Consider the following 21,378-nt stretch of genomic DNA (forward strand, 5'->3'; position numbering starts at 1 on the left):
CGGCCCTCTCTCCCGGCCGGGTGGGGTGCTGACGCGTGGGTCAGGCCGCGCGGATGCGCCGCAGCTCCCCCGGGGTGCCGTCGGGATGGAACTCCTCGAGCATCGTGGTGACGAGCTCGGCTATCGCCGACCGCTCCGACCGGCTCAGCGTGACGTGGGCGAACAGCGGGTGCCCCTTGAGCTTCTCGACCACCGCCTGGATCCCGTCATGCCTGCCGACGCGCAGGTTGTCGCGCTGGGCGACGTCGTGGGTGAGAACGACCCGGGACCCGCTACCGAGGCGGGACAGCACGGTGAGCAGGACGTTGCGCTCGAGTGACTGCGCCTCGTCGACGATCACGAACGAATCGTGCAGACTCCGCCCGCGGATATGGGTCAGGGGAAGCACCTCGAGGATGTCGCGGTCCATGACCTCGTCGATGACGTTCTCGCTGACCAGGCCCTCGAGCGTGTCGAACACGGCCTGCGACCAGGGTGACATCTTCTCCGACTCGCTGCCGGGCAGGTAGCCGAGTTCCTGACCGCCGACCGCGTAGAGGGGCCGGAACACGACGATCTTGCGGTGCCGGCGCCGCTCGAGAACCGACTCCAGTCCGGCACACAGGGCGAGTGCCGACTTGCCCGTGCCCGCGCGACCACCGAGGGACACGATCCCGATCGACTCGTCCAACAGGCAGTCGATCGCGATGCGCTGCTCTGCGGAGCGCCCGCGCAGGCCGAATACCTCGACGTCGCCGCGGACGAGCCGGAGCCCACCGTCGTCGGTCACCCGCGCCAGTGCCGACGAGGATTCGGTCTGCACGCGTACGCCGCAGTGCACGGGCGTGGCGGCGTCGAGTCCGGCGGCGCGGGCCGCCAGGGGGCTCACCCGTCCGTCGGCGAACAATCCGTCGACGAGCTCCTGGGCGGTGGGCAGATCGTCGACGCCGCGGTACCCGGTGAGCACGACGTCCTGGGCGTGGTACTCATCCGCCGGCAGCCCCACGGACCCGGCCTTGACGCGCAGCGGGATGTCCTTGGACACCAGGACGGTCTCGGCGCCCTCGGCCCGCAGGTTGAGCGCGCACGCCAGGATGCGGGAGTCGTTCCCGGTGTTGCGGAAGCCCGAGGGCAGGACGGACTGGTCGGTGTGGTTGAGCTCGACGCGCAGGGTGCCGCCGACATCGGTGACGATGAGGTCGCCGTCGAGTCGGCCGTTGCGCAGCCGCAGGTCCTCCAGCAGACGTAGCGCCTCGCGGGCGTAGTAGCCCAGCTCGGGGTGGTGACGCTTGGCCTCGAGTTCCCCGATCACCGCGATGGGCAGCACCACGTGGTGCTCGGCGAAGCGGGTGACGGCCCACGGATCGGACAGCAGAACCGAGGTGTCGAGGACGTAGGTACGTACGGTGTCGGTCACGGCGCGCTCCTGACCCGCGGCACCCGCAGGCGGTTCGGGATGGACCGGTCGGGCCAGGTCACCGGGTGGTGACGGGGCCGGGTGCCGGCCCCCTCCCGATCGCGTTCGTCGATCATCGGCTGGGACCTCCCGACGGTCGGCTTCCCCACCGACCGTTGGGCCTGACGCTACGCCGGAATCACATCCCTGTAGTTAAGTTGAGGTGAACTCCGCACTCCTGCCAGTCCGCTGTCGTCACTCGACCATCAGGCGGACGGTCTCGGCGACGAGCGCGGGGCGGTCCGCGCCGTCGATCTCGACGGTGACGAGGCTGTTGAGCTGGACGCCGGAGGTCTTGCGCTGCAACGAGGTGAGTTCGATGCCGGCCCGGATCCGGGACCCGACGGGCACGGCAGCAGGAAAGCGGACCTTGTCGAGCCCGTAATTGATCATCATCCCGAAGCCCCGGATCTCCATGACCTCGGCGCCGAGCAGCGGCACCAACGACAGGGTGAGATAGCCGTGCGCGATGGTCGCGCCGTAGGGGCCCTCGGCCGCGCGGACCGGGTCGACGTGGATCCACTGGTGATCACCGGTGGCATCGGCGAAGGCGTCCACCCGCTCCTGCGTGATCTCCATCCAGGAGCTGTAGCCGACGTGCTCCCCTATCGCGGCCTCGATTCCCGCGATCCCCTCGAACACCCGGGGTGCTGTGGTCATTCCAGTCCTCCTCGTGCGACGAGTTGTGCCGCGATGACGTTGCGTTGGATCTCGTTGGTGCCCTCGCCGACGATCATCAGCGGGGCGTCGCGGAAGTAGCGTTCGACGTCGAACTCGGTGGAGTAGCCGTAGCCGCCGTGGATACGGACCGCGTCCAGCGCGATCTCCATCCCCACCTCGGAGGCGAACAGTTTGGCCATGCCCGCCTCCATGTCGCAGCGCTGGCCCGCATCGAACTTCCTCGCGGCCGACAGGGTCAGCTGCCGGGCGGCGGTGAGCTTGGTGGCCATATCTGCCAGGTGGTGTCCCACGGCCTGGTGTTTCCAGATGGGCTGGCCGAACGACTCGCGCTCCTGCGCGTAGTCCAGTGAGTCCTCGAGCGCGGCCGCCGCCACGCCGAGGGCCCGGCTCGCCACCTGGATCCGTCCGGTCTCCAGCCCCGTCATCATCTGCCCGACGCCCCTGCCCCGCTCTCCGCCGAGGATCCGGGTGGCCGGGGTACGGTAGCCGTCGAACGAGAGCTCGCAGGTCTCCACACCCTTGTAGCCGAGTTTGGGCAGATCGCGGGAGACGGTCAACCCGGGCCCGTGCTCGACCAGCACGATCGACATCCCGCGGTGCCGGGGAGTCGCCTCCGGGTCGGTCTTGCACAGCAGCGCGATGAGCCCGGACCGGCGGGCATTGGTGATGAACATCTTGGCCCCGGTGATCACAAGGTCGTCGCCGTCCCGCCGGGCGACGGTGGTCATGGCCTGCAGATCGGAACCCCCGGCGGGCTCGGTGAGCGCCATCGTCGCGCGCATCTCGCCGGTCGCCAACAGAGGTAGATAGGTTCTCTTCTGCTCCTCGGTCCCGAACCGGGTCAGCAGTGTCGCGACGACCGTGTGTCCACCCAGCGCGCCCGCCAGGGTCATCCAACCGCGCGCGAGTTCCTCGGTCACCTTCACGTAGCACGGCATGGACACCGGGGTACCGTCGTACTCCTCGGAGACGGCCAGACCATAGATGCCGATCTGCTTCATCTGCTCGATCCAGCGCTCCGGGTACCGATCCGCCTGCTCCATCCCGCGGACGGACGGCTTGACCTCCCGGTCGATGAAGTCGCGGACGGTGGCGATCAGATAGGTCTCTTCGTCGCTCAGCTCCGACACGCGCGCCCCGCTCCACTCGTCTGGCCTCTGCCCGTCCGGGACCAATGTACGACATAATCATTCGCATGGTTACAGCCCGAGACGATGAACCGGGAAGGAGTCCCGTCCGCTTCGGCGGCCCGTTCTTCGACGACCTGCGGAAGGGGCAGATGTTCCACAGTCCGTCGCTGACCCTCACCGACGGACTCGCCGCCGCCCACCAGGCTGTTCTGGGCGACCGCCTCCGGCTCCCCCTCGATCGCGTGCTGGCCACCGCGGTCACCGGTGGACCGCTCGCCCACCCGGGCCTGGTCACCGATGTCGCGATCGGTCAGTCCACCGTCGTCACGCACCGGGTCAGAGCCAACCTGTTCTACCGCGGGCTACGCTTCCACCGCTTCGCCCGCATCGGCGACACCCTGACGACCCGCACCGAGGTGGTGGGACTGAAGCCCAACCGCAACAGGGACGATCGCCCGCCCACCGGATTGGCGGTCCTGCGTATGACGACGACCGACCAGCACGAGCAGACGGTCCTGGATTTCCACCGCTGCGCGATGCTGCCCCGACGGTCCGGCACGGGCGAGGGAGATCCTGGCACAGCCGACCAGCCCGACGACCCGGCCTCGTTCGGCCACGAGCCCCGCTCCACCTGGTCGGTCCCGGACGACTGGGATCTCACCGCGTATCCCGCTCTCGTCCCGGGTACGGACGAAGGAGCCCCGACCGCCGGCACGGTCCTGCGATCGGGCGCCGATGTGGTCTCGAGCGCGCCGGAACTCGCCCGTCTCACACTCAATCTGGCCGAGGTACACCACGATCACCGCGCGGCCGGCGGGCGCAGACTGGTCTACGGAGGGCACACCATAGGACTGGCCCTGGCCCAGGCGACACGCATGCTGCCGTCGATGCTCACCGTCCTGGGCTGGCAGTCGTGCGACCACACCGGACCGGTCTACGAGGGGGACACGGTGTCCAGCGATGTGATCATCGGCGAGAGCACGCGGTTGGACGGGGGCGGCGCCGCACTCGAACTGCGATCGCTCGTGCGCGCCCACCGAAGCGACGGGGATGTCGACGTCCTGGATTGGGCGTACACCGTCCTGATGCCCTCATGACCTCCTCCCCCGGTACGCCCCGGAGAGCCGGCGGCGTCACGCGCCCGCAGAAGACGGCTCTGCTGGTGGCCAAGCAGATCATCGAGGACATCGCCCGGCGCGGCAACACCGTCGGCGACCGCCTGCCGCCGGAGCACCTCATGCTCGAGGAGTACGGCGTCGGCCGCGGAACGCTACGCGAATCGTTGCGTTACCTGGAACTCCAGGGCGCGATCACCCTCAAGCCCGGGCCCGGTGGCGGCCCGATCGTCCAGCAACCCGACGCCGGGACCCTCGCCGCCTCCCTGAGCCTGCTCCTGCAGTTCGAGAACGCGCCGTTCGCCACGATCATGGAGGCGCGCTCGGTCATGGAACCCTCCATCGCGCGACTCGCGGCGCAGCGGATGAGCCCCGAGGCCCTCGAGGAACTCGGCGCCAACGTCGACGCTCTTCGTGCCGGGAGCGCGGACACCGCCTCCTTCACCGCCGAGTCGGAGCGCTTCCACGCCCTCATCGCGTGGGGCTCGGGCAACACCTTGTTCGGGTACCTCTTCGACGCGATGGTCGGCATCCTCGCCGGGGCCACGATGGGGATCCGGTACCCGAGGCGGCAACGCGACCACACATGTGCGATCCACGAGGAGATCTACACCGCGATAGCCGCCCGCGACGCCGACGCCGCCTCCGAGCTCATGTCCAGACACATCACCGACCACACGGTCTACCTGGAGAAGCGGTACCGCTCGGCGCTCGAGCAGCCGATCCGCTGGGACCTGGGCGGCTGAGCCGCCAGCGGCGGCCTCAGATGTGTCGGCCGCCGGTGACCTCGAGGACCGTGCCGGTCATATAGCTGGACATGTCGCTGGCCAGGAACAGCACCACCCGGGCCACTTCCGCCGGCTCGGCGGCGCGGCCCATCGGGATCTCCTTCATCTTCTCGTCCCATATGTGTTCGGGCATCGCCAGCGTCATGGCGGTCCGGATGAGCCCGGGCTGCACGGCGTTGACCCGCACTCCGGCGAACGCGACCTCCTTGGCCGCGGCCTTGGTCAGCCCCACGATCCCCGCCTTGGCGGCGGAGTAGTTGGTCTGGCCGACCAGTCCGACCTTGCCGGAGATCGACGAGATGTTGACGATCGCGCCGGACCCGTGGGCTCGCATGCGGCCGGCGGCGGCGCGGGTGCCGTTCCAGGTCCCCTTGAGGTGGATCGCGATGATGTCGTCGAACTGCTCCTCGGTCATCTTGCGCATCGTCGCATCCCGGGTCACCCCGGCGTTGTTGACGAAGACCCCGAGGGGGCCGAACGCGTCCTCCGCGGCGTCGATCATCGCCTCGACTGCGACCCCGTCCCGAACATCACAACGGATGTAGCGGGCCACGCCGTCACCGCCGAGCTCGGCGACGGCCGCGGCGCCGGCGTCGTCGTCGATATCGCCGAGGACCACCCGCGCGCCCTCCTCGATGAAGGTGCGCGCGATCTCCAGCCCGATTCCACGGGCGCCGCCCGTGACCACCGCGGTTCTGCCCTCGAGAAGTCCCGTCATGTCCCCTCTTTCCCGTCGGGTCCCAGCTCCGCCAGGACCGCCTCTGTGTGTTCCCCGAGCGCCGGAACCGCGCCCATCGGCAGCTCTACGTCCGCAAACGTCCGAGGGTGTACGGCCCGGCGCCGCCGTAGCCGGAGATGGTGACGACGACGAGACCGTCCCTGCGCGCACGGAGTACGTCCGCCCAGTGGCAGGCCGCTCATCCGGGTCCCGCCGCTCTGACCGCGGCGCGCACCAGACCGCCTCCGATGATGAGCTTCTGGATCTCGCTCGTGCCCTCGTAGAGGCGCAGCAACCGGATGTCGCGGTAGATCCGTTCGACGGTCACGCCGCGCATGTAGCCGGTCCCGCCGTGGACCTGGACACCGAGATCGGCGACCGTGCCGGCCATCTCGGTGCAGTACAGCTTCGCCACGGACGGCGCGATCCGGCGATCCTCCCCGGTCACCCATTTGTCGGCTGCGTCGCGGACCAGCGCCCGTCCGGCCATGACGCCTGTCTGCATCTCCGCGAGCATCGCCTGGACCAGCTGGAATTCGCCGATCGGCCGGCCGCCCTGGGTGGTCGCGGCGGCGTAGGCGACGGATTCGTCCAGAACGCGCTGCGCGGAGCCCACGGCCACGGCGGCGATATGAACCCGGCCGCGGGCGAGCGAGGTCATGGCCGCACGGTAGCCGGCATCCACGTCGCCACCGACCACCGCGGAGTCCGGCACCCGCACACCCCGGAACACGACCTCGGCGGTCCAGGCGCCCTCCTGGCCCATCTTGACGTCCTTCGGCCCCACCGAGACGCCCGGTGCTTCCGCGGGGACGAGGAACACGGCGATCCCCGTGCCCGCCGCGTCAGCGGGCCGCGTGCGGGCGAACACCACGAACAGCCCGGCCGAGGGGGCGTTGGTGATGAATCTCTTGGTCCCGTCGATCACCCAGTCGTCGCCGTCCCGGACCGCCCTGGTCGCCAACCCGGCGGGGTTGGACCCGGCGCCGTCCTCGGTCAGGGCGAAGGACGCGATCACCTCGCCGGAGGCGATCCGGCCGAGCCACTGTCGCTTCTGCTCGTCGGTGCCGAAGTCGACCAGCACCTGGCCGGCGATGCCGTTGTTGGTCCCGAACTGCGACCGGACGGCCAGGCTGGTGTAGCCGAACTCCATCGCCAGTTCCACGTCCTGCCGCAGGTCCAGCCCCAGCCCGCCCCACTGCTGCGGGATCGCGTAGCCGAACAGTCCCATGTCGGCCAGAGCGGCCCGGGTGGCCTCGTCGATCGCATCGGCGTCGGCGAACTCCTGCTCGCGGGGGACCAGTTCCGTCCGGATGAAGTCCCGCGTCGCCGCGAGGATGTCCGCGAAGTCCTCGGCCCCGACCTCCATCGTGCCCTCCGCCCGTTCGTCCTACTCGAGACCGATTCGCCCCGGCCCGAATGTACGCTAGCAACTATTATCATCGTTTGTGATCCGCCGACAGCTCCGCGGCAACTGAGTAGTGTCGCCACCATGAAGGCCGCCGTATGTGTCGAGACCGGATCGCCGCTGGTGATCGAGGACATCCCCATCCCCTCCCCCCGCGCGGGCGAGGTGCTGGTACACAACCATGCCTGCGGGGTCTGCCACACGGACCTGCACGTGATGAAGGGCGAGGTCGGCTTCCCACTGCCGGGCGTGTTGGGCCATGAGATCTCCGGCATCGTCGCCGAGGTCGGCGCCGGGGTGACCAACGTCGGGCCGGGTGACCGGGTGGTGGGCTCGTTCATCATGCCGTGCGGGACCTGCGAGAACTGCGCGCGCGGGATGGAGGACCTGTGCTCGACGTTCTTCGCGTACAACCGCCTGCGCGGCACGCTGTACGACGGCGAGACCCGCCTGCACCGCCCCTCCGGCGAGCCGCTGTCGATGTACTCGATGGGCGGGATGGCCGAGTACAGCGTCACCCCCGCCACGAGCGTGTTCCGCCTGCCGGACGAGCTCGACCTCACCGACACCGCGATTCTGGGGTGCTCGCTGTTCACCGCCTATGGTGCGGTTCGCAACGTGGGTGAGGTGCGGACCGGTGAGTCGGTGGCGGTGATCGCCGTGGGAGGGGTCGGACAGAACATCGTGCAATTGTCGGCCGCCAGTGGCGCCGAGGCGGTCGTCGCCATCGATGTCGACGACGACAAGCTGGCTCTCGCCCGTCGAATGGGCGCAACACACACCGTTAATTCGTCCCACACCGATGCCGCCGAGGCGGTCGCGGAGATCACCGGCGGCCGCGGGGTCGACGTGGCGTTCGAGGCCCTGGGCTCGGCGAGCACCACCACTCTGGCCGTGGACATCACCCGGGAGGGCGGCCGCGCCGTCGTCGTCGGCATCCCTCCGGCGGGAACCACCCTCGACGTGGACCTCGCCCGCATCGTCCGGCGCAAGATCCAGATCAAGGGCTCCTACGGGGCCCGCGCCCGGCGCGATGTACCCGACCTCATCCGCATGCTCGCGGCGGGCAAGCTCGACCTGAGCGGCGTCATCTCACGGCGCGTGGGCCTCGATGAGGCGCCCGACACCTACGAGGCGCTGGACCGCGGCGAGATCCTCGGCCGCGCGGTGGTCCTCACCGGCGGTGTCGGGTAGCCGTACCCGCCTGACGCCCGCGTCCTTGACCCCGGCGCTCCTGACTCGCACCGTCGATCCATCGCGTCCTCACCGCATCCCTACCGCATTTTTTCCGCATCCCTACTGGCATCTCCACCGCATTCCCGCGGCCTGCCCACGGCACAAGCTCATCCGGCAGAGGGTTTGGCACAAAGTCACTCGAGCTATGTGAGCCGAATCCACTTCTCGATGAGGGGCGGCACCGAACGCCGGCGTCTGACGCCGCGACCCCGGCCGCCGTTGACGGGCGACCGGGGTCGAAATGTGATGCTGCCGGCTCGTGCAGCGAGGCTCAGAGCAGCTCGATGATGGTGGCGTTGGCCTGGCCGCCGCCCTCACACATCGTCTGCAGGCCGTACTTGATGCCCTGGTTACGCATATGCGCGATCATGTCGGACATCAGGCGGCCGCCCGAGCCACCGAGCGGGTGACCGAGCGCGATCGCGCCGCCGTTGGGGTTGAGCTTGGCCGGGTCGGCGCCGGTCTCGACGAGCCACGCCATGGGCACGGACGCGAACGCCTCGTTGACCTCGAACACCCCGATGTCGTCAATCGACAGACCCGACTTCTGCAGGGCCTTGGCGGTCGCCGGGATCGGGGCGGTCAGCATGATGACCGGGTCGTCGCCGGCCAGCGTCGCGGTGTGCACCCGCGCGATGGGCGTGCACCCGTACTTGGCGGCGGCCTCCTCGCTCATCACCAGCACGGCCGAGGCGCCGTCCGAGATCTGCGAGGCGTTGCCCGCGTGGATGACACCGTCCTCCTTGAACGGGGTCTTGAGCCCGGCCAGGCCCTCCACGGTGCTGCCGCGGCGGATGCCCTGGTCGGTGTCGAACATCCCGTCGGGGGTCTGAACCGGGATGATGTGACCGGCGAAGAAGCCGGCATCCTGCGCGGCGGCGGCCTTCTCGTGCGAGGCCACCGCGAACTCGTCGAGCAGGGTGCGCGAGAAGCCCCAGCGCTCGGCGATCATCTCGGCACCGACGCCCTGGTTGGGGGCTATGCCGTTGTAGCGGGTCATGAACTTCTCGCCGTACGGGAACGACTCGGCCGAGACGTGCGACCCCATCGGGACGCGGGTCATCGACTCGACGCCACCGGCGACAACGACGTCCTGGTAACCCGACTCGATCACCGCGACGGCGAAGCTCACTGCCTGCTGCGACGAGCCGCACTGGCGGTCGATCGTCACACCGTTGACCGTCTCCGGCCAGCCGGCCGACAGAGCAGCGGTCCGGGCGATGTCGCCGGCCTGCTCACCGGCCTGGGTGACACAACCCCAGATGACGTCCTCGACCGCGGCCGGGTCCAGGCCCGCGCGCTCGACGAGCCCGCTCAGCACCGTGCCCGACAGGTCGGCGGGATGAACGCCGGCCAGACCGCCCTTACGCTTACCAACCGCACTGCGCACGGCCTCCACAATCACTGCACCCATATGGTGTTCTCCTTGTCCGAAATGGCCCCGGCACGGGCCGCGGCCCCGTTAGTGGGACATCCTAGTAGTGGCCGTGTGTCGGCGGTGGGCTGTTCTCAGCCGATGTACGGCGGGGTCCTGCGCAGCTCACCGCGCGCGATGGTGCGGCGATGCACGGCGTCCGGGCCGTCGACGATCCGCAGCGCCCGCGCCCACGCATAGAAGTACGCGAGCGGCGTGTCGTCCGAGACCCCGGCGCCACCGAAGATCTCGATCGCCCGGTCGATCACCGCGCAGGCGACCTGCGGGGCGATCACCTTGATGGCGGAGATCTCGAAGCGCGCGTCCTTGGCACCCACGGTGTCGATCATCCAGGCGCAGTGCTGCACCTGAAGACGCGCCTGGTCGATCTCGATGCGCGAATTGGCGATGTGCTCCTGCACCACACCCTGATCGGACAGGTAGCCGCCGAACGCGTGACGCGACTTGGCACGATCCACCATCAGGGCCAGAGCCCGCTCGGCCATGCCGATCGCCCGCATCGCGTGGTGGATACGGCCCGGCCCGAGCCGCGCCTGGGCGATCGCGAACCCCGCGCCCTCCTCACCCAGTAGATTCTCGACCGGCACGCGGACGTCCTTGAACACCAGTTCGCAGTGGCCGTGCTGGTCCTGGTAGCCGAACAGCGGCAGGTTGCGCTCGATGGTCAGGCCCGGAGTGTCCCGCGGCACGAGCACCATCGACTGCTGGCGGTGGGTGTCCGCCTCCGGGTCGGTCTTGCCCATGACGATGAGGATCTCGCAGCGGGTGTCGGCCACGCCGGTGATCCACCACTTGCGGCCGTTGATCACGTACTCGTCGCCTTCGCGGCGGATGACGGTCTGCACGTTGGTGGCATCGGAGGAGGCCACGTCCGGCTCGGTCATGACGTACGCCGAGCGCATGGTGCCGGCCTTGAGCGGCTCCAGGTAGGCGGCCTTCTGCTCATCGGTGCCGAACAGGTGGAAGGTCTCCATGTTCCCGGTATCCGGGGCCTGCGAGTTGATGGCCTCGGGGGCGATGACCGGCGACCAGCCGGTGATCTCGGAGACGGCGGCGAACTCAAGATTGGAGATCCCCGACCACTCGGGCAGGAAGAGGTTCCACAGCCCGCGCCGGCGGGCCTCGGTCTTGAGGTCCTCCATGACAGGCGGGTAGGCGTTGTCACCATGCTCGCGCAGGTATTCCTTCCACACGGGCTCGGCCGGGAAGACATGCTCGCGCATGAACTCCCACATGTTCTCCTGCAGCTCGAGGCTGCGCTGGCTGTGTGCGAATTCCATTGGCACTACTCCTGTTTCAGGTGGCTGGTTCAATGCAGAGTCGGTTCAGTGCATAGTCATGCCGCCGTCCACCACGAGCGTGGTGCCCGTGACGAACGATGCGGCATCGGAGGCGAGGAAGAGCAGGGCGGCGTCCAGCTCGGGCTGGAGGCCGAGACGGCCGAAGATCGTGCTGCCTGTGATGTCGGCGAGCATCTGCTCGGGGATCTCGTCGGTCATCTCTGACGCGAAGTAGCCGGGTGCGAGCGAGTTGACCCGGATGCCGCGACGGCCGCCCCACTGCGAGGCCAGGTCCCGGGTCAGGCCCATGACGGCGGCCTTGGTGGCCGAGTAGGCGGCCTGCGGTGCGAAGCCGGCGGTCAAGCCCAGCACGCTGGCCACGTTGACGATGCTCGAGCCCGGGCCCATGACCGCGGCGCACTCCTTGGCAGCCCAGAACGCCCCGCCCAGGTTGACGTCCACAACCGAGCGGAACTGCTCGGGGCTCTCCTTGAGCGCGGGCACGGCCGTGCCGAGGCCGGCATTGTTGACCAGCACGTCGATCCGACCGTGCTCGGCCATAGCGGCGCGGACCATCTCGGCGCACGAATCGGGGTCGGCCACGTCGCAGGCCACGGTGGAGGCCACCGCGCCGCGCGAGCGCAGTTCCTCGGCCAGCGCCTCGAGCCGTTCCTTGCGGCGGGCGGCCAGCACGACGGTGGCCCCCGCCGAGGACAGCGCGCGGGCGAACCCGGCACCGAGTCCGGACGAGGCCCCGGTGACCACCACGACGCGACCGTCCATCCGGAACCGGTCCAGCACGGGCACCGCGGTCTGCGGCCCGGTGCGGGGATCGACAGGTGCGGGCACTGCGGGTGAACTCGCGGTGTCGGAGTCGGTCATCAGTTGGTCCCCTTCCGGGAGTCGAGGATCGAGTGGCCGTGGTCGACCAGGTCGCGGATCTGCGGACCGATGTCGCCGAAGTCCTGACCGGCCATGTCGCCGGCCAGCGAACGGGTGGCCACGCCCTGGGCGATCGCCGCGAACTTGAACGTGGCGAACGCGAGGTACCAGGGCATGTACGACGGGTCGGTGCCGGTGGCCGCGCAGTAGCGGTCGAGCAACCGCTGCGGCCCCGGCCACCCGGGCTCGGTGGTGATGCTGGGGATCAGCGGCACCTCGGGCCCGTCCGGGTCGCCCCAGTACAGGACCGTCTGCGCGAGGTCGGCGACGGGATCGCCTAGCGTGGACAGCTCCCAGTCCAGGATCGCGAGGATACGGCCCGGGTCGTCGGGCGCCACGACGTAGTTGTCCAGGCGGTAGTCGCCGTGGATGATCCGCGACGACGGCGAGGTGGGCATGCTCTCCCCGAGCCGGGCCGCCAGCTCGGGCAGCCGATCGGCCCGGACGGAGTCGACCGCCTTCTCGGACTGCCCGAGCCACCGGCGCAGTTGCCGCTCGAGGTAGCCGTCCGGGCGACCGAGATCGGCCAGGCCCACTGCGTTCTGATCCACCGCGTGGAGCGCGATCAGAGCGTCGATCTGCGCGTCGGCCATGGCCGCCTTGTCGTCGTCGGACTCGGCGAAGCCCGGCGGCAACGCGTCGCGGATGACGTGGCCGACCACCTTCTCCATCACGTAGTACGGCACGCCCAGGTCCTCGCCGGTGGTCTCGTTGAGCACCACCTGCGCGACCGGGACGTCGGTGTCGCCCAACCCGATCTGGATCCGCGCCTCGCGACCCATGTCATGGGCGCTGGGCAGCAGCTCGCCGGTGGGCGGCCTGCGCAGGATGAGTTCGCCGGCGTCCGAACGCAGGGTGAAGGTGAGGTTGGACTTGCCACCGGCGATGAGCTCGGCCTCGAACTCGGTCCAGGCCTTCTCACCGGTCGCCTCCGCGATCTTGGGGCCCACCACGTCGGGCCGGAGCAACTCGTCGACGGGCAGCCCCTCGGACTCTGTGTCTGTCTGGGAAGTGGTCATGAACTACGATCCTCGCGGTCGATGGACGGATGTGTGGCCGGTTCGGGCGCGACTAGCCGCGGCCGACCGTGTGCAGGTTGTCGCCCCGCGTCTCCTTCATGATGGCCGTGGCGATGATGGTGCAGACACAGAGCACGATGATGTACGCGCTGATCAGCCAGTACAGGTCCCACTGGATGAACTGGGCGTTGAGATAGGGAGCGCTTCCGCCGAACACCGCGACGGACAGCGAGTACGCGAACCCGATCCCGGCCGTGCGCATCTTGGTGGGGAACGCCTCGGACATGAACGAGGACAGGATCGACCCGGCCGCGGCGACCAGGGTCATGGCGATGAGCGAGGCCACGAACAGGGTCCACGGGCGGTCGTCGATCATGCCCATGAGGAAGGGGGTCGTGACGATGGTGCCCACCGCGAAGATGAAGATCACCGGACGGCGGCCGATGTGGTCCGACAGCAGGCCCCACAGCGGCAGGGTGCACAGCGCGATGAGCTGGCTGGCGAAGATCATCCAGAAGGCGGAGCCGGAGTCCATGTCGCGCTGGGTGATGGCGAACGTGGACGCGTACGAACTCCAGGTGTAGTGGGCGACCGTGATGCCCGAGACCATGGTCACGACGAGGGCGATGGCGCGAGCGAGGCGACCGCGGGAGAACGTGGTGACGACGGCGGAACCGGCGTCGGACCCGGCTCCCGTGGCCGCGGCGGCGCTGTCGGCGGCCTCGGCGGCCTCGGCGGTGTCGAACACCTCGGACTCCTCCATGCCGGACCGCAGGTACAGCACGAACAGAGCGAACACGGCGCCCAGCAGGAACGGCACGCGCCAGCCCCACGAGCCGACGGCCGACTCGCTGAGCAGCTCGGTGATGCCGCCGCCGATGCCGTAGGCGATCACGGTGCCGCCCATGATGGCCACAAAGACGAGACTGCCCCACATCCCGCGGCGGTGCGGCGGCGCGATCTCGGCGACGTAGCTGTACGCCGTGGCGGACTCACCGCCGTGCGCGAAGCCCTGGACCATGCGGCAGAGCAGCAGGAGGGCGGATGCGAAGACACCGATCGTCCCGTAGGTGGGCAGCAGTCCGATCAGCAGGCTCGCCGCGGCCATCATCAGCATGGTGACGATCAGGACGTGCTTGCGTCCCTTGACGTCGGCGATACGGCCGAAGACGATGCCGCCCAACGGACGCATGAGGAACCCGACGGCGAAGACGGCCAGGGTGGCGAGCAGCGCCGAGACCGGGTTGTCATTGTTGAACATCGCGGCGGCGATGAACGGGGCGAACACCGCGTAGGCGGTCCACTCGTACCACTCGAACAGCTGGCCGGTGGTACTCGCGGCCAGCGACTTGAGGGCGCCGGGGCTCTTGGTGGCCGTCACGGGCGCGGTGGGCTGCCCGGGGACTTCTGGACGGACTGTGGCATCAGCCATGTCGGTTCCCTTCGATGGGGTGAGGGTGGGTGAGGGTTCGGGGCGGGACATCAGGGCGTGTGTGCGTCGCGGAGTTCGCGACGCCGGATCTTTCCGGTCTGGGTCTTGGGCAACTCGCCCACGACGTGGACCTCGGCGGGCCGCTTGTAGGCCGCGAGCCGCTCGCCCGCGAAGGCGGCCAACTCGTCGGAGGTCGCGGTGCAGCCCGCCTTGAGGGAGACGAACGCGACGACCTTCTCGCCGCGGTACTCGTCGGCGAGCCCGACCACCGCCGCCTCGAAAACCGCGTCGTGCTCGTAGAGCGCGTCCTCGACCTCACGAGGCCACACCTTGTAGCCGGAGGAGTTGATCTGGTCCTTGAGCCGGTCCACGAGGTAGACCCAGCCGTCGGCGTCCATGACGGCGACGTCGCCGGTGTGCAGACGACCCCCGGGCATGGTGGACGCGGTGGCCTCCTCGTTGCGCCAGTACCCGGAGACGATCTGCGGGCCGGCGAGCACCAGTTCGCCCTGGTCGCCCGGCGGGACCGGGCGGTCGTCCGGTCCGACGACCTCGGCGGCGATGCCGGGCAGGGGAACGCCGATCGAGAGGGTCCCGCTGGCTGGGTCCACGGGTGCGCGCCGACCCGGCGGCACCGCGATGACACCGGAGGTCGTCTCGGTCATCCCGTAACCGTTGTGGATGTAGTGGCCGAACCGTTCCGCGAAGCGGTCGACCGTCGACGGCGGGATGGGAGCACCGCCGCTGTAGAGGGTCTTGACCGCGGCGAAGTGCTCGGGCCCGGCCTCGTCCAGTCGCATGAGCGCGTTGTAGGCGGTGATCGAGCCGATGGTGAACGTCACCCCGTGCTCGCGGAAGGCGTCGAGGACGATCTCGGGACGGAAACGCCCGGCGAAGACCAGGGTGGTGTCCGTGATCAGCCCGAGGGTCGCGTTGATCACCGCGCCGGTGATGTGGAACAGCGGGGCGATCGCGAGGACCACGTCCCCAGGGGCCACGTCCACGAAGTCGGCGAAGCTGCGCGCCACCGCCACGACGTTGGCGTGCGAGTTCATCGCCCCCTTGGGAGGGCCGGTGGTTCCGGAGGTATAGGTGAGCAGCGCCAGGTCATCGGGCACGACCTCGACCGGCGCCGGGGCCCTGCCCGCGAACCGCGTCATCAGCTCGACCAGGTCGCCGTCCGCGGACGCCGGGGCCCGATCCCCGTCGGTGAACATCCGGGGATCGTCACGGCTCTGCAGGTCGCGCTCGCTCGTGCCGAGAATCCAGCCGACCTCGGTTCCGACGACGGCCTCGCGGATCGCCGGCACGTCACGGTCGGTGGCGATCACCCCGATCGCGCCGGAGTCCTCGACCGGCAGCCTGAGCTCGCGGCCGAAGTACATCGGGTTGAGGACCACCGCCGCCGCCCCGATCTTCCATAGCGCGAGCATCGCCAGTGCGTACTGCGGGATGTTCTGCAGGTGGATGCCGACACGGTCCCCGGCGCCCACACCGCGATCCTGGAGACCGGCGGCCAGGGCGTCCGCCCTGGCGTCGACCTCGCGTGCGGTGAGGGCGGTGTCGAAGTAGGCGATCGCGCCCCCCTCCGGGTGAGCGTCGACCCGCTCGGCCCACGCGTCGATCAACGTCGTGGGTCGGGTGACCACTCCCTCGTCGAGCCCCGGGCGGTACATCTTCTGCCACGGGCGCGAGTCCGTACGGCTCATCCTCGACCTCCGTTTTCGTTTCCGACTCTGCACTATCCCGACCGATCGATCGCTCGGTGTGAGATAGTGTTACCCACACCACATCCGGTGTCAAGCGCGGGGGCCGGGACGTCCCGAGGATCGAGGAGAATGAACTTATGGACAACTGGCGCGAGTTCGGAACCGACGAGCTGACACCACCGTTGCGGGCCGCCCTCGGCGTCTTCGCCCGGCACGGTTATCACGGCGCCTCCATCAGGACGATCGCCGAGGCCGCCGGTCTGTCCGTTCCCGGGCTATACCACCACTACAGGTCCAAGCAGGCGATCCTCGCAGCCCTGGTCGATGCGGCGATGGCCGAGATGCTGACGCACACCGCCGCGGCGGCCGAGGACGCCGGCGACTCCCCCGCCAACCGGTTCGCCAACATCGTGGAATGCCTCGCCCGCTTCCACATGGCCCGGCGCGATCACGCCTTCGTGGCGTCCACCGAGATGCGCAGCATGGATCCGGACGTCCGGGCTCATCACATCTCGCAGCGAGACGCTCAACAGACGATGATCGAGGACGCGATCCGCGCGGGAGTGGACGCCGGCGACTTCACCTGTCGCCACCCCGAGGACGCGGCGCGCGCGATCGCCTCCCTGTGCGTCTCGATCGCCTCCTGGTATCGGCCCGGCGGGCCCCTGACGGCCGATGACGTGGTGGCCCGGCACCTCGGCTACGCGCGGGCGATGGTCGGCGCGACGGAGGCCTGAACCGCGTCCGGCCAGGGCCGATCAGCGGCTGCGACGCCCCTTGGCCCGACCCGGCTGACCCGCGCGGCCGGACTCGCCGCCCCGGCCGGCACGCTCCGCCCGCCCCCGAGCCTTGGCCGCGGACTTCTCGCGGGCCGAACGCTTCTCCCGCGGCGGTTCCGCCCCGCCGCGCGAACTCGCCGCGGAACGCCCGCGGACGATCCCCACGAACTCGTCGATGAGCTCGTCCCCTTCCCGCGTCGCGGACCACGCCACCCCCATCCGGGTAGCCGGGACGCCGTCGAGTGGACGGACCACCACGTCCCGCCGGCTCAACGCTCGGGCATACGGCAGGGGCAGGACGAGCAGACCCACGTTCGCCGCCACGAGGTCGACGGCAGCGGAAACCTCATCCAGGGTCGCGGTGGTCGTGTCGAGGGGATCGAGCCACCGCTCCCCCGCCAGGTCGTCGGCGTTCAGTGAGTCGAACGCACCGATCTCGTGTTCCTGCTCCGCGAGCACCGACATCGTCTCGGTGTACAGCGGCACACGCAGCATCCCGGGCGGCGCCGACCGGGGCGCGTCGGCGGGCTCACGGAAGAAGATCACGTCGAACCCCTCGGCGCCCGCCGCCGCGGCGAGTGTCGCCCGCGGATCACCCACGCGCCTCGCGGTGGCCGGCACGTCGCCCCGGCGCTCGCGCCAACGGGTCAGCCACTTGTCGGGCTGTACCCCCGGGACATAGCCGACCGACAGGGCCCCTCGCGCCGGATCGCGCTCCTCGTTCACCCCAACACGGTAGCGTGCGCGATATTGAACCGAATTCAGTATTCAACCGCGACCGCCGAGGAGAAGCCTGTGACCATCACCTTCAGGACCGTTGAGGAGTACAGGAACTCCGCCGGCACCGACCTCGGCGTCGGCGACTGGTTCACCATCACCCAGGAACGGATCAACGACTTCGCGGACGTGTCCGAGGACCACCAGTGGATCCACGTCGACACCGACCGGGCAGCCTCATCGGGGATCGGCTCCACCGTGGCGCACGGCTATCTCACCCTGTCGCTCATCCCCCGGCTCAGCGCCGACCTGTTCACCTTCGACGCCGCGGGACGAGCGATCAACTACGGACTCGACAGGGTCCGGTTCCCCTCGTTCGTCCGACCCGGCGACCGCCTCCGGGCCCGCGGACGAGTGGAGTGGACCCGAGGGATAGACGCCGGCGGGGTCCTCGGTTGCGTGCGCTACACGATCGACATCGAGGGCCGGGACGCCCCCGCGTGCGTCGCCGACGCACTGATGGTGGCGTTTCCCGCCTGACGCCGACGCGCGACGCCCTTTACTGAACCGAGTTCGGTTTATACGACGCGTGGCGAGCCGACCGCCGACACACACCACCGAGAGGGCACCACATGGAACGCTTCACCGACCGGATCGTCCTGATCACCGGCGCCACCGGAGGAATCGGCTGGGAGATCTGCAAACGCCTTGCGGGTGAGGGCGCCGTCGTCGTCGCCGCCGATCTCGCCGGCTCCCTGGTGACGGACCTGGTCACCTCGCTCCCCACCCGCCCCCATCTCGCACTCGAGCTCGACGTCTCCTCCGAGGACGACTGGGCCGCGGCGGTGCAGCGCACCCTCGACGCCCACGGCCGGATCGACGCCCTGGTGAACAACGCCGCGATCGGCAGCATCAAGACGGTCGAGGACGAGACCCCCGAGCACTGGCAGCGCGTGATCGACGTGGACCAGACCGGCGTGTGGCTCGGCATGAAGCACGCCGGTGGCGCGATCAAACGCACCGGCGGCGGGGCGATCGTCAATGTCTGCTCGATCCTCGGCAGCGTCGGCGGATTCGGCAACAGCTTTGCCTACCACGCGGCCAAGGGCGCGGTGCAGACCATGACGAAGAACGCCGCCCTCCACTGGGCCACGAAGGGCGTACGGGTGAACTCGCTGCACCCGGGGTTCATCGAGACCCCGCAGCTGCTGGAGCGATTCGAGGGTTCTGAGCGCCACCGGGGAATGCTGGCCAACACCCCCATGGGCCGGCTCGGGACGCCCGCCGAGATCGCCGGCAGTGTCGCGTTCCTCGCCTCAGACGATGCCGGGTTCATGACCGGCGCGGAGGTCTACGCGGACGGCGGCTGGACCGCGCGCTGACACGGGCCCCACGGCACGAACGGCCCGCGGGCCCCTCCCGCGGGCCACCGGGGTCAGTTCGCGATGAAGTGCTTCACCTCGTGCTGCACGTGATCCACCACCGCGTCACCGCGCGCGACCAGCACGTCCAGGTGCGCCATCGTCTCGCAGGTCGCGATCATCTTGTTGAAGTCGTCCAACTCCGCGAACATCCGCTCGCGGCGGGTCCACGGAAGCGAGGCGGCCACCTCGAGTCCGGTGACACCGGGGGCCGCGAGAAGGACCCGTCGGGTCGCGTCGAGTCGGGCATCGTGGTGATCCAGCAGCTCACGGACCCTCAGGTGGACGCTCCCGCCGGTGGCGCCGTGCGCCGGCAACATAAGCGAGTCGGGCCTGGCGAGCATGTCCTCGAGCGAGGTCAGGTAGTCCTCGAGGGGGTTGTCCCACCCACCCAGCTCGAAGCCGATCGACGGGGAGATCCGGGGAAGCACATGGTCGCCGGTGAAGGTCACCCCGAGACCGGGATCGTCGAACACCAGGTGCCCCTTGGTGTGGCCGGCCGTCACCGTGGCCCGCATGGCGCGTCCCGCCACCGACACGGGCCCGGGCTCGGTCCACTCGTCCGGCAACTCCCAGTCGCGCTCGAACCATTCCTCGGTGCGACTCTGCGCGAGCGCGGCCTCGGCGACCCCCGGCGCCCCGGCACGCCGCAGCTGCTCGAGCGAGTCCGCCGGGACCGTGTTGGCCAGCGCCCGGAGCGCGGTGAGGCCCGACTGCTCGAGCCGGCCCAGATGAACCCGGGTCCCGACCTGCCTGCGCAACTCGGGACCCATCGTGTAGTGGTCGCGGTGGATGTGGGTCACGTGGACGTCGGTGACCTCGCCCAGCCCCACGTCGATCGACCGGAGGCCCTCCGTCAGGATGTCGAGATTGCCAGGCACGTTCCACCCGGCGTCGATCAGAGAGACCCCGTCGGAGCCCTCCACCACGTACACGTTGATCGCGCGCAGGCCGTCGTGCGGCATGGGCAGGGGGATACGGTGAACCGAGTCGGCCACCCTGTAGCACCCGACCTCGGCCCAGTCCACCCCCTGCACGGTCACTCCCCCGAGACCATGAGCTGCTCGTCGCCCATCACCATGATGGCCCGTCCGCCCATGGAGCCGACGTGCTCGGCCGCCTTGGCCCACTCCGGGCTGGAGAGCATCTTCTCGTAGGCCTCCTTCGAGTCGAAGGACAGGACCGAGACGCCGTCCCAGCCCTGCGAATGTCGGTTGGGACCGGTGTCCCCGACCGCGGTGTGGGACCAGCGGCGCAGTCCCGGCAGCGGGTAGGTCACGTCGGCGTGCTCGCCGCGCCACCACTCGATGAACTGCTCGTGTGTCCACTCACCTGGCTTTGACGCCATGACGATCAGGTTGTACATTTCATCCTCCGGATTTGAATTCACTTCAGGCTGTGAGTCCAAGGTACCACCCGGACAGAGCCGTCGAGGTGGAAGCGCCTCAGTGCACCAATCGGACGCAGGCGTCGGTGACCGACTCCGCGATCTCGGACAGCTGACGGCCGCCGCCCGGGCGATACCAACTCCACACGGAGTTGATGAGACCAAGGACGAAGCGGCCGAGCTCCTTCTCGTCGCGCTGCGGGAACTCCCCGGAGTCCATTCCGCGCCGGAGCAGGTCCGTCCAGTCGTTCTCGACCACACGTACCATCTCACGCGCCCGGATCCGCTCGTCCTCCTCGCGCTCCGACGACCTGGGGGACGCCAGCATGTCGATGTGGTTGAGCAGGATGCGTGCCGAGAGCGCCTCGGTCTCGGTGATGTCGTAGGCGCTCGCGATCACGGCCCGAAACGCCGACCCCGCGTCGGCCGAGCCCTCGACCGCGGCCTCGAACCTCTCGTGGTAGCGCGTCAGCTCCATCCTCATGATGGTCAGCAGGCAGTGCGCCTTGGACTCGAAGTAGTGGTACAGCGCCGTCTGGCCGATGCCGACCTCTTTGGCGACCGTGGCCCATTTCGTGTGCTCGTAGCCGACGCTGCCGAAGTTGGCCACGGCTGCATCCAGAATGACATTGCGCTTGGAGCGCGGACTCTCGGTTCTCCTTGTGGCCGCCATGTGGCACTCCCCCCAAACTCGGTGTATTCCTTAAGGTTAGGTGAAATTGAGTTCAACTCAAACACTATCGGCC

General features: G+C 69.3%; 21 protein-coding genes. 6 read left to right on the plus strand and 15 right to left on the minus strand.

The window, feature by feature from the left end:
- Positions 1-40: 40 nt before the first annotated feature.
- The 3 genes from ACWIFB_RS05040 to ACWIFB_RS05050 form a co-directional block, all read right to left on the minus strand.
- Positions 41-1,396, minus strand: a complete 1,356-nt coding sequence (locus ACWIFB_RS05040) for a PhoH family protein (protein WP_454057519.1) — start codon at positions 1,394-1,396, stop codon at positions 41-43.
- A gap of 234 nt (positions 1,397-1,630) precedes the next feature.
- Positions 1,631-2,095 (minus strand): MaoC family dehydratase, encoded by a 465-nt coding sequence (locus tag ACWIFB_RS05045; RefSeq protein WP_452100282.1) that lies wholly within the window; start codon positions 2,093-2,095, stop codon positions 1,631-1,633.
- Positions 2,092-3,246 (minus strand): acyl-CoA dehydrogenase family protein, encoded by a 1,155-nt coding sequence (locus ACWIFB_RS05050; protein ID WP_454057520.1) that lies wholly within the window; start codon positions 3,244-3,246, stop codon positions 2,092-2,094. The genes ACWIFB_RS05045 and ACWIFB_RS05050 overlap by 4 nt, the downstream gene beginning before the upstream one ends.
- Positions 3,247-3,311: 65 nt before the next feature.
- On the opposite strand from ACWIFB_RS05050, the gene ACWIFB_RS05055 reads away from it, so the two are divergent.
- Positions 3,312-4,343 (plus strand): MaoC family dehydratase, encoded by a 1,032-nt coding sequence (locus tag ACWIFB_RS05055; protein ID WP_454057521.1) that lies wholly within the window; start codon positions 3,312-3,314, stop codon positions 4,341-4,343.
- Positions 4,340-5,107: a FadR/GntR family transcriptional regulator gene (locus ACWIFB_RS05060; RefSeq protein WP_452100285.1), complete on the plus strand. Its 768-nt coding sequence runs from the start codon at positions 4,340-4,342 to the stop codon at positions 5,105-5,107. Before ACWIFB_RS05055 ends, ACWIFB_RS05060 begins: the two co-directional genes overlap by 4 nt.
- A 16-nt stretch (positions 5,108-5,123) precedes the next feature.
- Here the strand turns inward: ACWIFB_RS05060 and fabG are convergent, their stop codons facing one another.
- Positions 5,124-5,867 carry a 3-oxoacyl-ACP reductase FabG gene (fabG, locus tag ACWIFB_RS05065; protein WP_454057522.1) on the minus strand — a complete coding sequence of 248 codons (744 nt, stop codon included), beginning with the start codon at positions 5,865-5,867 and terminating at the stop codon, positions 5,124-5,126.
- 199 nt (positions 5,868-6,066) lie between these two features.
- A complete protein-coding gene (locus tag ACWIFB_RS05070) occupies positions 6,067-7,236 on the minus strand; it encodes an acyl-CoA dehydrogenase family protein (RefSeq protein ID WP_454057523.1) in 1,170 nt (389 codons plus the stop codon).
- 123 nt (positions 7,237-7,359) lie between these two features.
- Between ACWIFB_RS05070 and ACWIFB_RS05075 the strand changes: the two genes are divergently transcribed.
- Entirely contained in the window at positions 7,360-8,469 is a 1,110-nt protein-coding gene (locus ACWIFB_RS05075) for a zinc-binding dehydrogenase (protein ID WP_454057524.1), read from the plus strand.
- Positions 8,470-8,782: 313 nt separating this feature from the next.
- On the opposite strand, the gene ACWIFB_RS05080 is transcribed toward ACWIFB_RS05075, so the two are convergent.
- From ACWIFB_RS05080 to ACWIFB_RS05105, 6 genes are all read right to left on the minus strand, one after another.
- Positions 8,783-9,925, minus strand: a complete 1,143-nt coding sequence (locus ACWIFB_RS05080) for a thiolase family protein (protein ID WP_454057525.1) — start codon at positions 9,923-9,925, stop codon at positions 8,783-8,785.
- A gap of 95 nt (positions 9,926-10,020) precedes the next feature.
- Positions 10,021-11,226, minus strand: coding sequence for an acyl-CoA dehydrogenase family protein (locus ACWIFB_RS05085; protein ID WP_344995833.1), 1,206 nt, complete (start codon positions 11,224-11,226; stop codon positions 10,021-10,023).
- A gap of 45 nt (positions 11,227-11,271) precedes the next feature.
- On the minus strand, positions 11,272-12,033 hold the full coding sequence (locus ACWIFB_RS05090; RefSeq protein ID WP_452100347.1) for an SDR family NAD(P)-dependent oxidoreductase: 762 nt from the start codon (positions 12,031-12,033) through the stop codon (positions 11,272-11,274).
- A 74-nt stretch (positions 12,034-12,107) separates the two neighbouring features.
- Entirely contained in the window at positions 12,108-13,187 is a 1,080-nt protein-coding gene (locus ACWIFB_RS05095) for a phosphotransferase family protein (protein WP_454057526.1), read from the minus strand.
- Between the two features lie 52 nt (positions 13,188-13,239).
- Positions 13,240-14,619, minus strand: a complete 1,380-nt coding sequence (locus ACWIFB_RS05100; protein ID WP_452100292.1) for an MFS transporter — start codon at positions 14,617-14,619, stop codon at positions 13,240-13,242.
- 50 nt (positions 14,620-14,669) lie between these two features.
- On the minus strand, positions 14,670-16,328 hold the full coding sequence (locus tag ACWIFB_RS05105; RefSeq protein WP_454057527.1) for a class I adenylate-forming enzyme family protein: 1,659 nt from the start codon (positions 16,326-16,328) through the stop codon (positions 14,670-14,672).
- Positions 16,329-16,465: 137 nt separating this feature from the next.
- Between ACWIFB_RS05105 and ACWIFB_RS05110 the strand changes: the two genes are divergently transcribed.
- Positions 16,466-17,065: a TetR/AcrR family transcriptional regulator gene (locus ACWIFB_RS05110; protein WP_454057528.1), complete on the plus strand. Its 600-nt coding sequence runs from the start codon at positions 16,466-16,468 to the stop codon at positions 17,063-17,065.
- A 21-nt stretch (positions 17,066-17,086) separates the two neighbouring features.
- Here the strand turns inward: ACWIFB_RS05110 and ACWIFB_RS05115 are convergent, their stop codons facing one another.
- A complete protein-coding gene (locus ACWIFB_RS05115; protein ID WP_454057529.1) occupies positions 17,087-17,833 on the minus strand; it encodes a LysR family transcriptional regulator substrate-binding protein in 747 nt (248 codons plus the stop codon).
- A gap of 69 nt (positions 17,834-17,902) precedes the next feature.
- Here ACWIFB_RS05115 and ACWIFB_RS05120 point away from each other — a divergent pair, with 69 nt between their 5' ends.
- Complete coding sequence (locus ACWIFB_RS05120; protein ID WP_454057530.1) at positions 17,903-18,364, plus strand: MaoC family dehydratase; 462 nt, start codon at positions 17,903-17,905, stop codon at positions 18,362-18,364.
- Positions 18,365-18,456: 92 nt separating this feature from the next.
- Complete coding sequence (locus ACWIFB_RS05125; protein ID WP_454057531.1) at positions 18,457-19,206, plus strand: SDR family NAD(P)-dependent oxidoreductase; 750 nt, start codon at positions 18,457-18,459, stop codon at positions 19,204-19,206.
- A gap of 53 nt (positions 19,207-19,259) precedes the next feature.
- On the opposite strand, the gene ACWIFB_RS05130 is transcribed toward ACWIFB_RS05125, so the two are convergent.
- From ACWIFB_RS05130 to ACWIFB_RS05140, 3 genes are all read right to left on the minus strand, one after another.
- Positions 19,260-20,288 carry an MBL fold metallo-hydrolase gene (locus ACWIFB_RS05130; protein WP_454057532.1) on the minus strand — a complete coding sequence of 343 codons (1,029 nt, stop codon included), beginning with the start codon at positions 20,286-20,288 and terminating at the stop codon, positions 19,260-19,262.
- Positions 20,285-20,611, minus strand: coding sequence for an EthD domain-containing protein (locus tag ACWIFB_RS05135; protein WP_454057533.1), 327 nt, complete (start codon positions 20,609-20,611; stop codon positions 20,285-20,287). The genes ACWIFB_RS05130 and ACWIFB_RS05135 overlap by 4 nt, the downstream gene beginning before the upstream one ends.
- 79 nt (positions 20,612-20,690) lie before the next feature.
- A complete protein-coding gene (locus ACWIFB_RS05140) occupies positions 20,691-21,305 on the minus strand; it encodes a TetR/AcrR family transcriptional regulator (protein ID WP_454057534.1) in 615 nt (204 codons plus the stop codon).
- Positions 21,306-21,378: the final 73 nt, after the last annotated feature.

The organism is Dietzia sp. NPDC055340 (assembly GCF_053645335.1).

Bases quoted from the DNA above. Each gene is read 5' to 3' on its own strand.
- ACWIFB_RS05045 (WP_452100282.1), bottom strand. From the start codon at position 2,095: ATGACCACAGCACCCCGGGTGTTCGAGGGGATCGCGGGAATCGAGGCC.
- ACWIFB_RS05055 (WP_454057521.1), top strand. From the start codon at position 3,312: ATGGTTACAGCCCGAGACGATGAACCGGGAAGGAGTCCCGTCCGCTTC.
- ACWIFB_RS05060 (WP_452100285.1), top strand. From the start codon at position 4,340: ATGACCTCCTCCCCCGGTACGCCCCGGAGAGCCGGCGGCGTCACGCGC.
- fabG (WP_454057522.1), bottom strand. From the start codon at position 5,867: ATGACGGGACTTCTCGAGGGCAGAACCGCGGTGGTCACGGGCGGCGCC.
- ACWIFB_RS05070 (WP_454057523.1), bottom strand. From the start codon at position 7,236: ATGGAGGTCGGGGCCGAGGACTTCGCGGACATCCTCGCGGCGACGCGG.
- ACWIFB_RS05075 (WP_454057524.1), top strand. From the start codon at position 7,360: ATGAAGGCCGCCGTATGTGTCGAGACCGGATCGCCGCTGGTGATCGAG.
- ACWIFB_RS05080 (WP_454057525.1), bottom strand. From the start codon at position 9,925: ATGGGTGCAGTGATTGTGGAGGCCGTGCGCAGTGCGGTTGGTAAGCGT.
- ACWIFB_RS05085 (WP_344995833.1), bottom strand. From the start codon at position 11,226: ATGGAATTCGCACACAGCCAGCGCAGCCTCGAGCTGCAGGAGAACATG.
- ACWIFB_RS05095 (WP_454057526.1), bottom strand. From the start codon at position 13,187: ATGACCACTTCCCAGACAGACACAGAGTCCGAGGGGCTGCCCGTCGAC.
- ACWIFB_RS05100 (WP_452100292.1), bottom strand. From the start codon at position 14,619: ATGGCTGATGCCACAGTCCGTCCAGAAGTCCCCGGGCAGCCCACCGCG.
- ACWIFB_RS05105 (WP_454057527.1), bottom strand. From the start codon at position 16,328: ATGAGCCGTACGGACTCGCGCCCGTGGCAGAAGATGTACCGCCCGGGG.
- ACWIFB_RS05110 (WP_454057528.1), top strand. From the start codon at position 16,466: ATGGACAACTGGCGCGAGTTCGGAACCGACGAGCTGACACCACCGTTG.
- ACWIFB_RS05125 (WP_454057531.1), top strand. From the start codon at position 18,457: ATGGAACGCTTCACCGACCGGATCGTCCTGATCACCGGCGCCACCGGA.
- ACWIFB_RS05135 (WP_454057533.1), bottom strand. From the start codon at position 20,611: ATGTACAACCTGATCGTCATGGCGTCAAAGCCAGGTGAGTGGACACAC.
- ACWIFB_RS05140 (WP_454057534.1), bottom strand. From the start codon at position 21,305: ATGGCGGCCACAAGGAGAACCGAGAGTCCGCGCTCCAAGCGCAATGTC.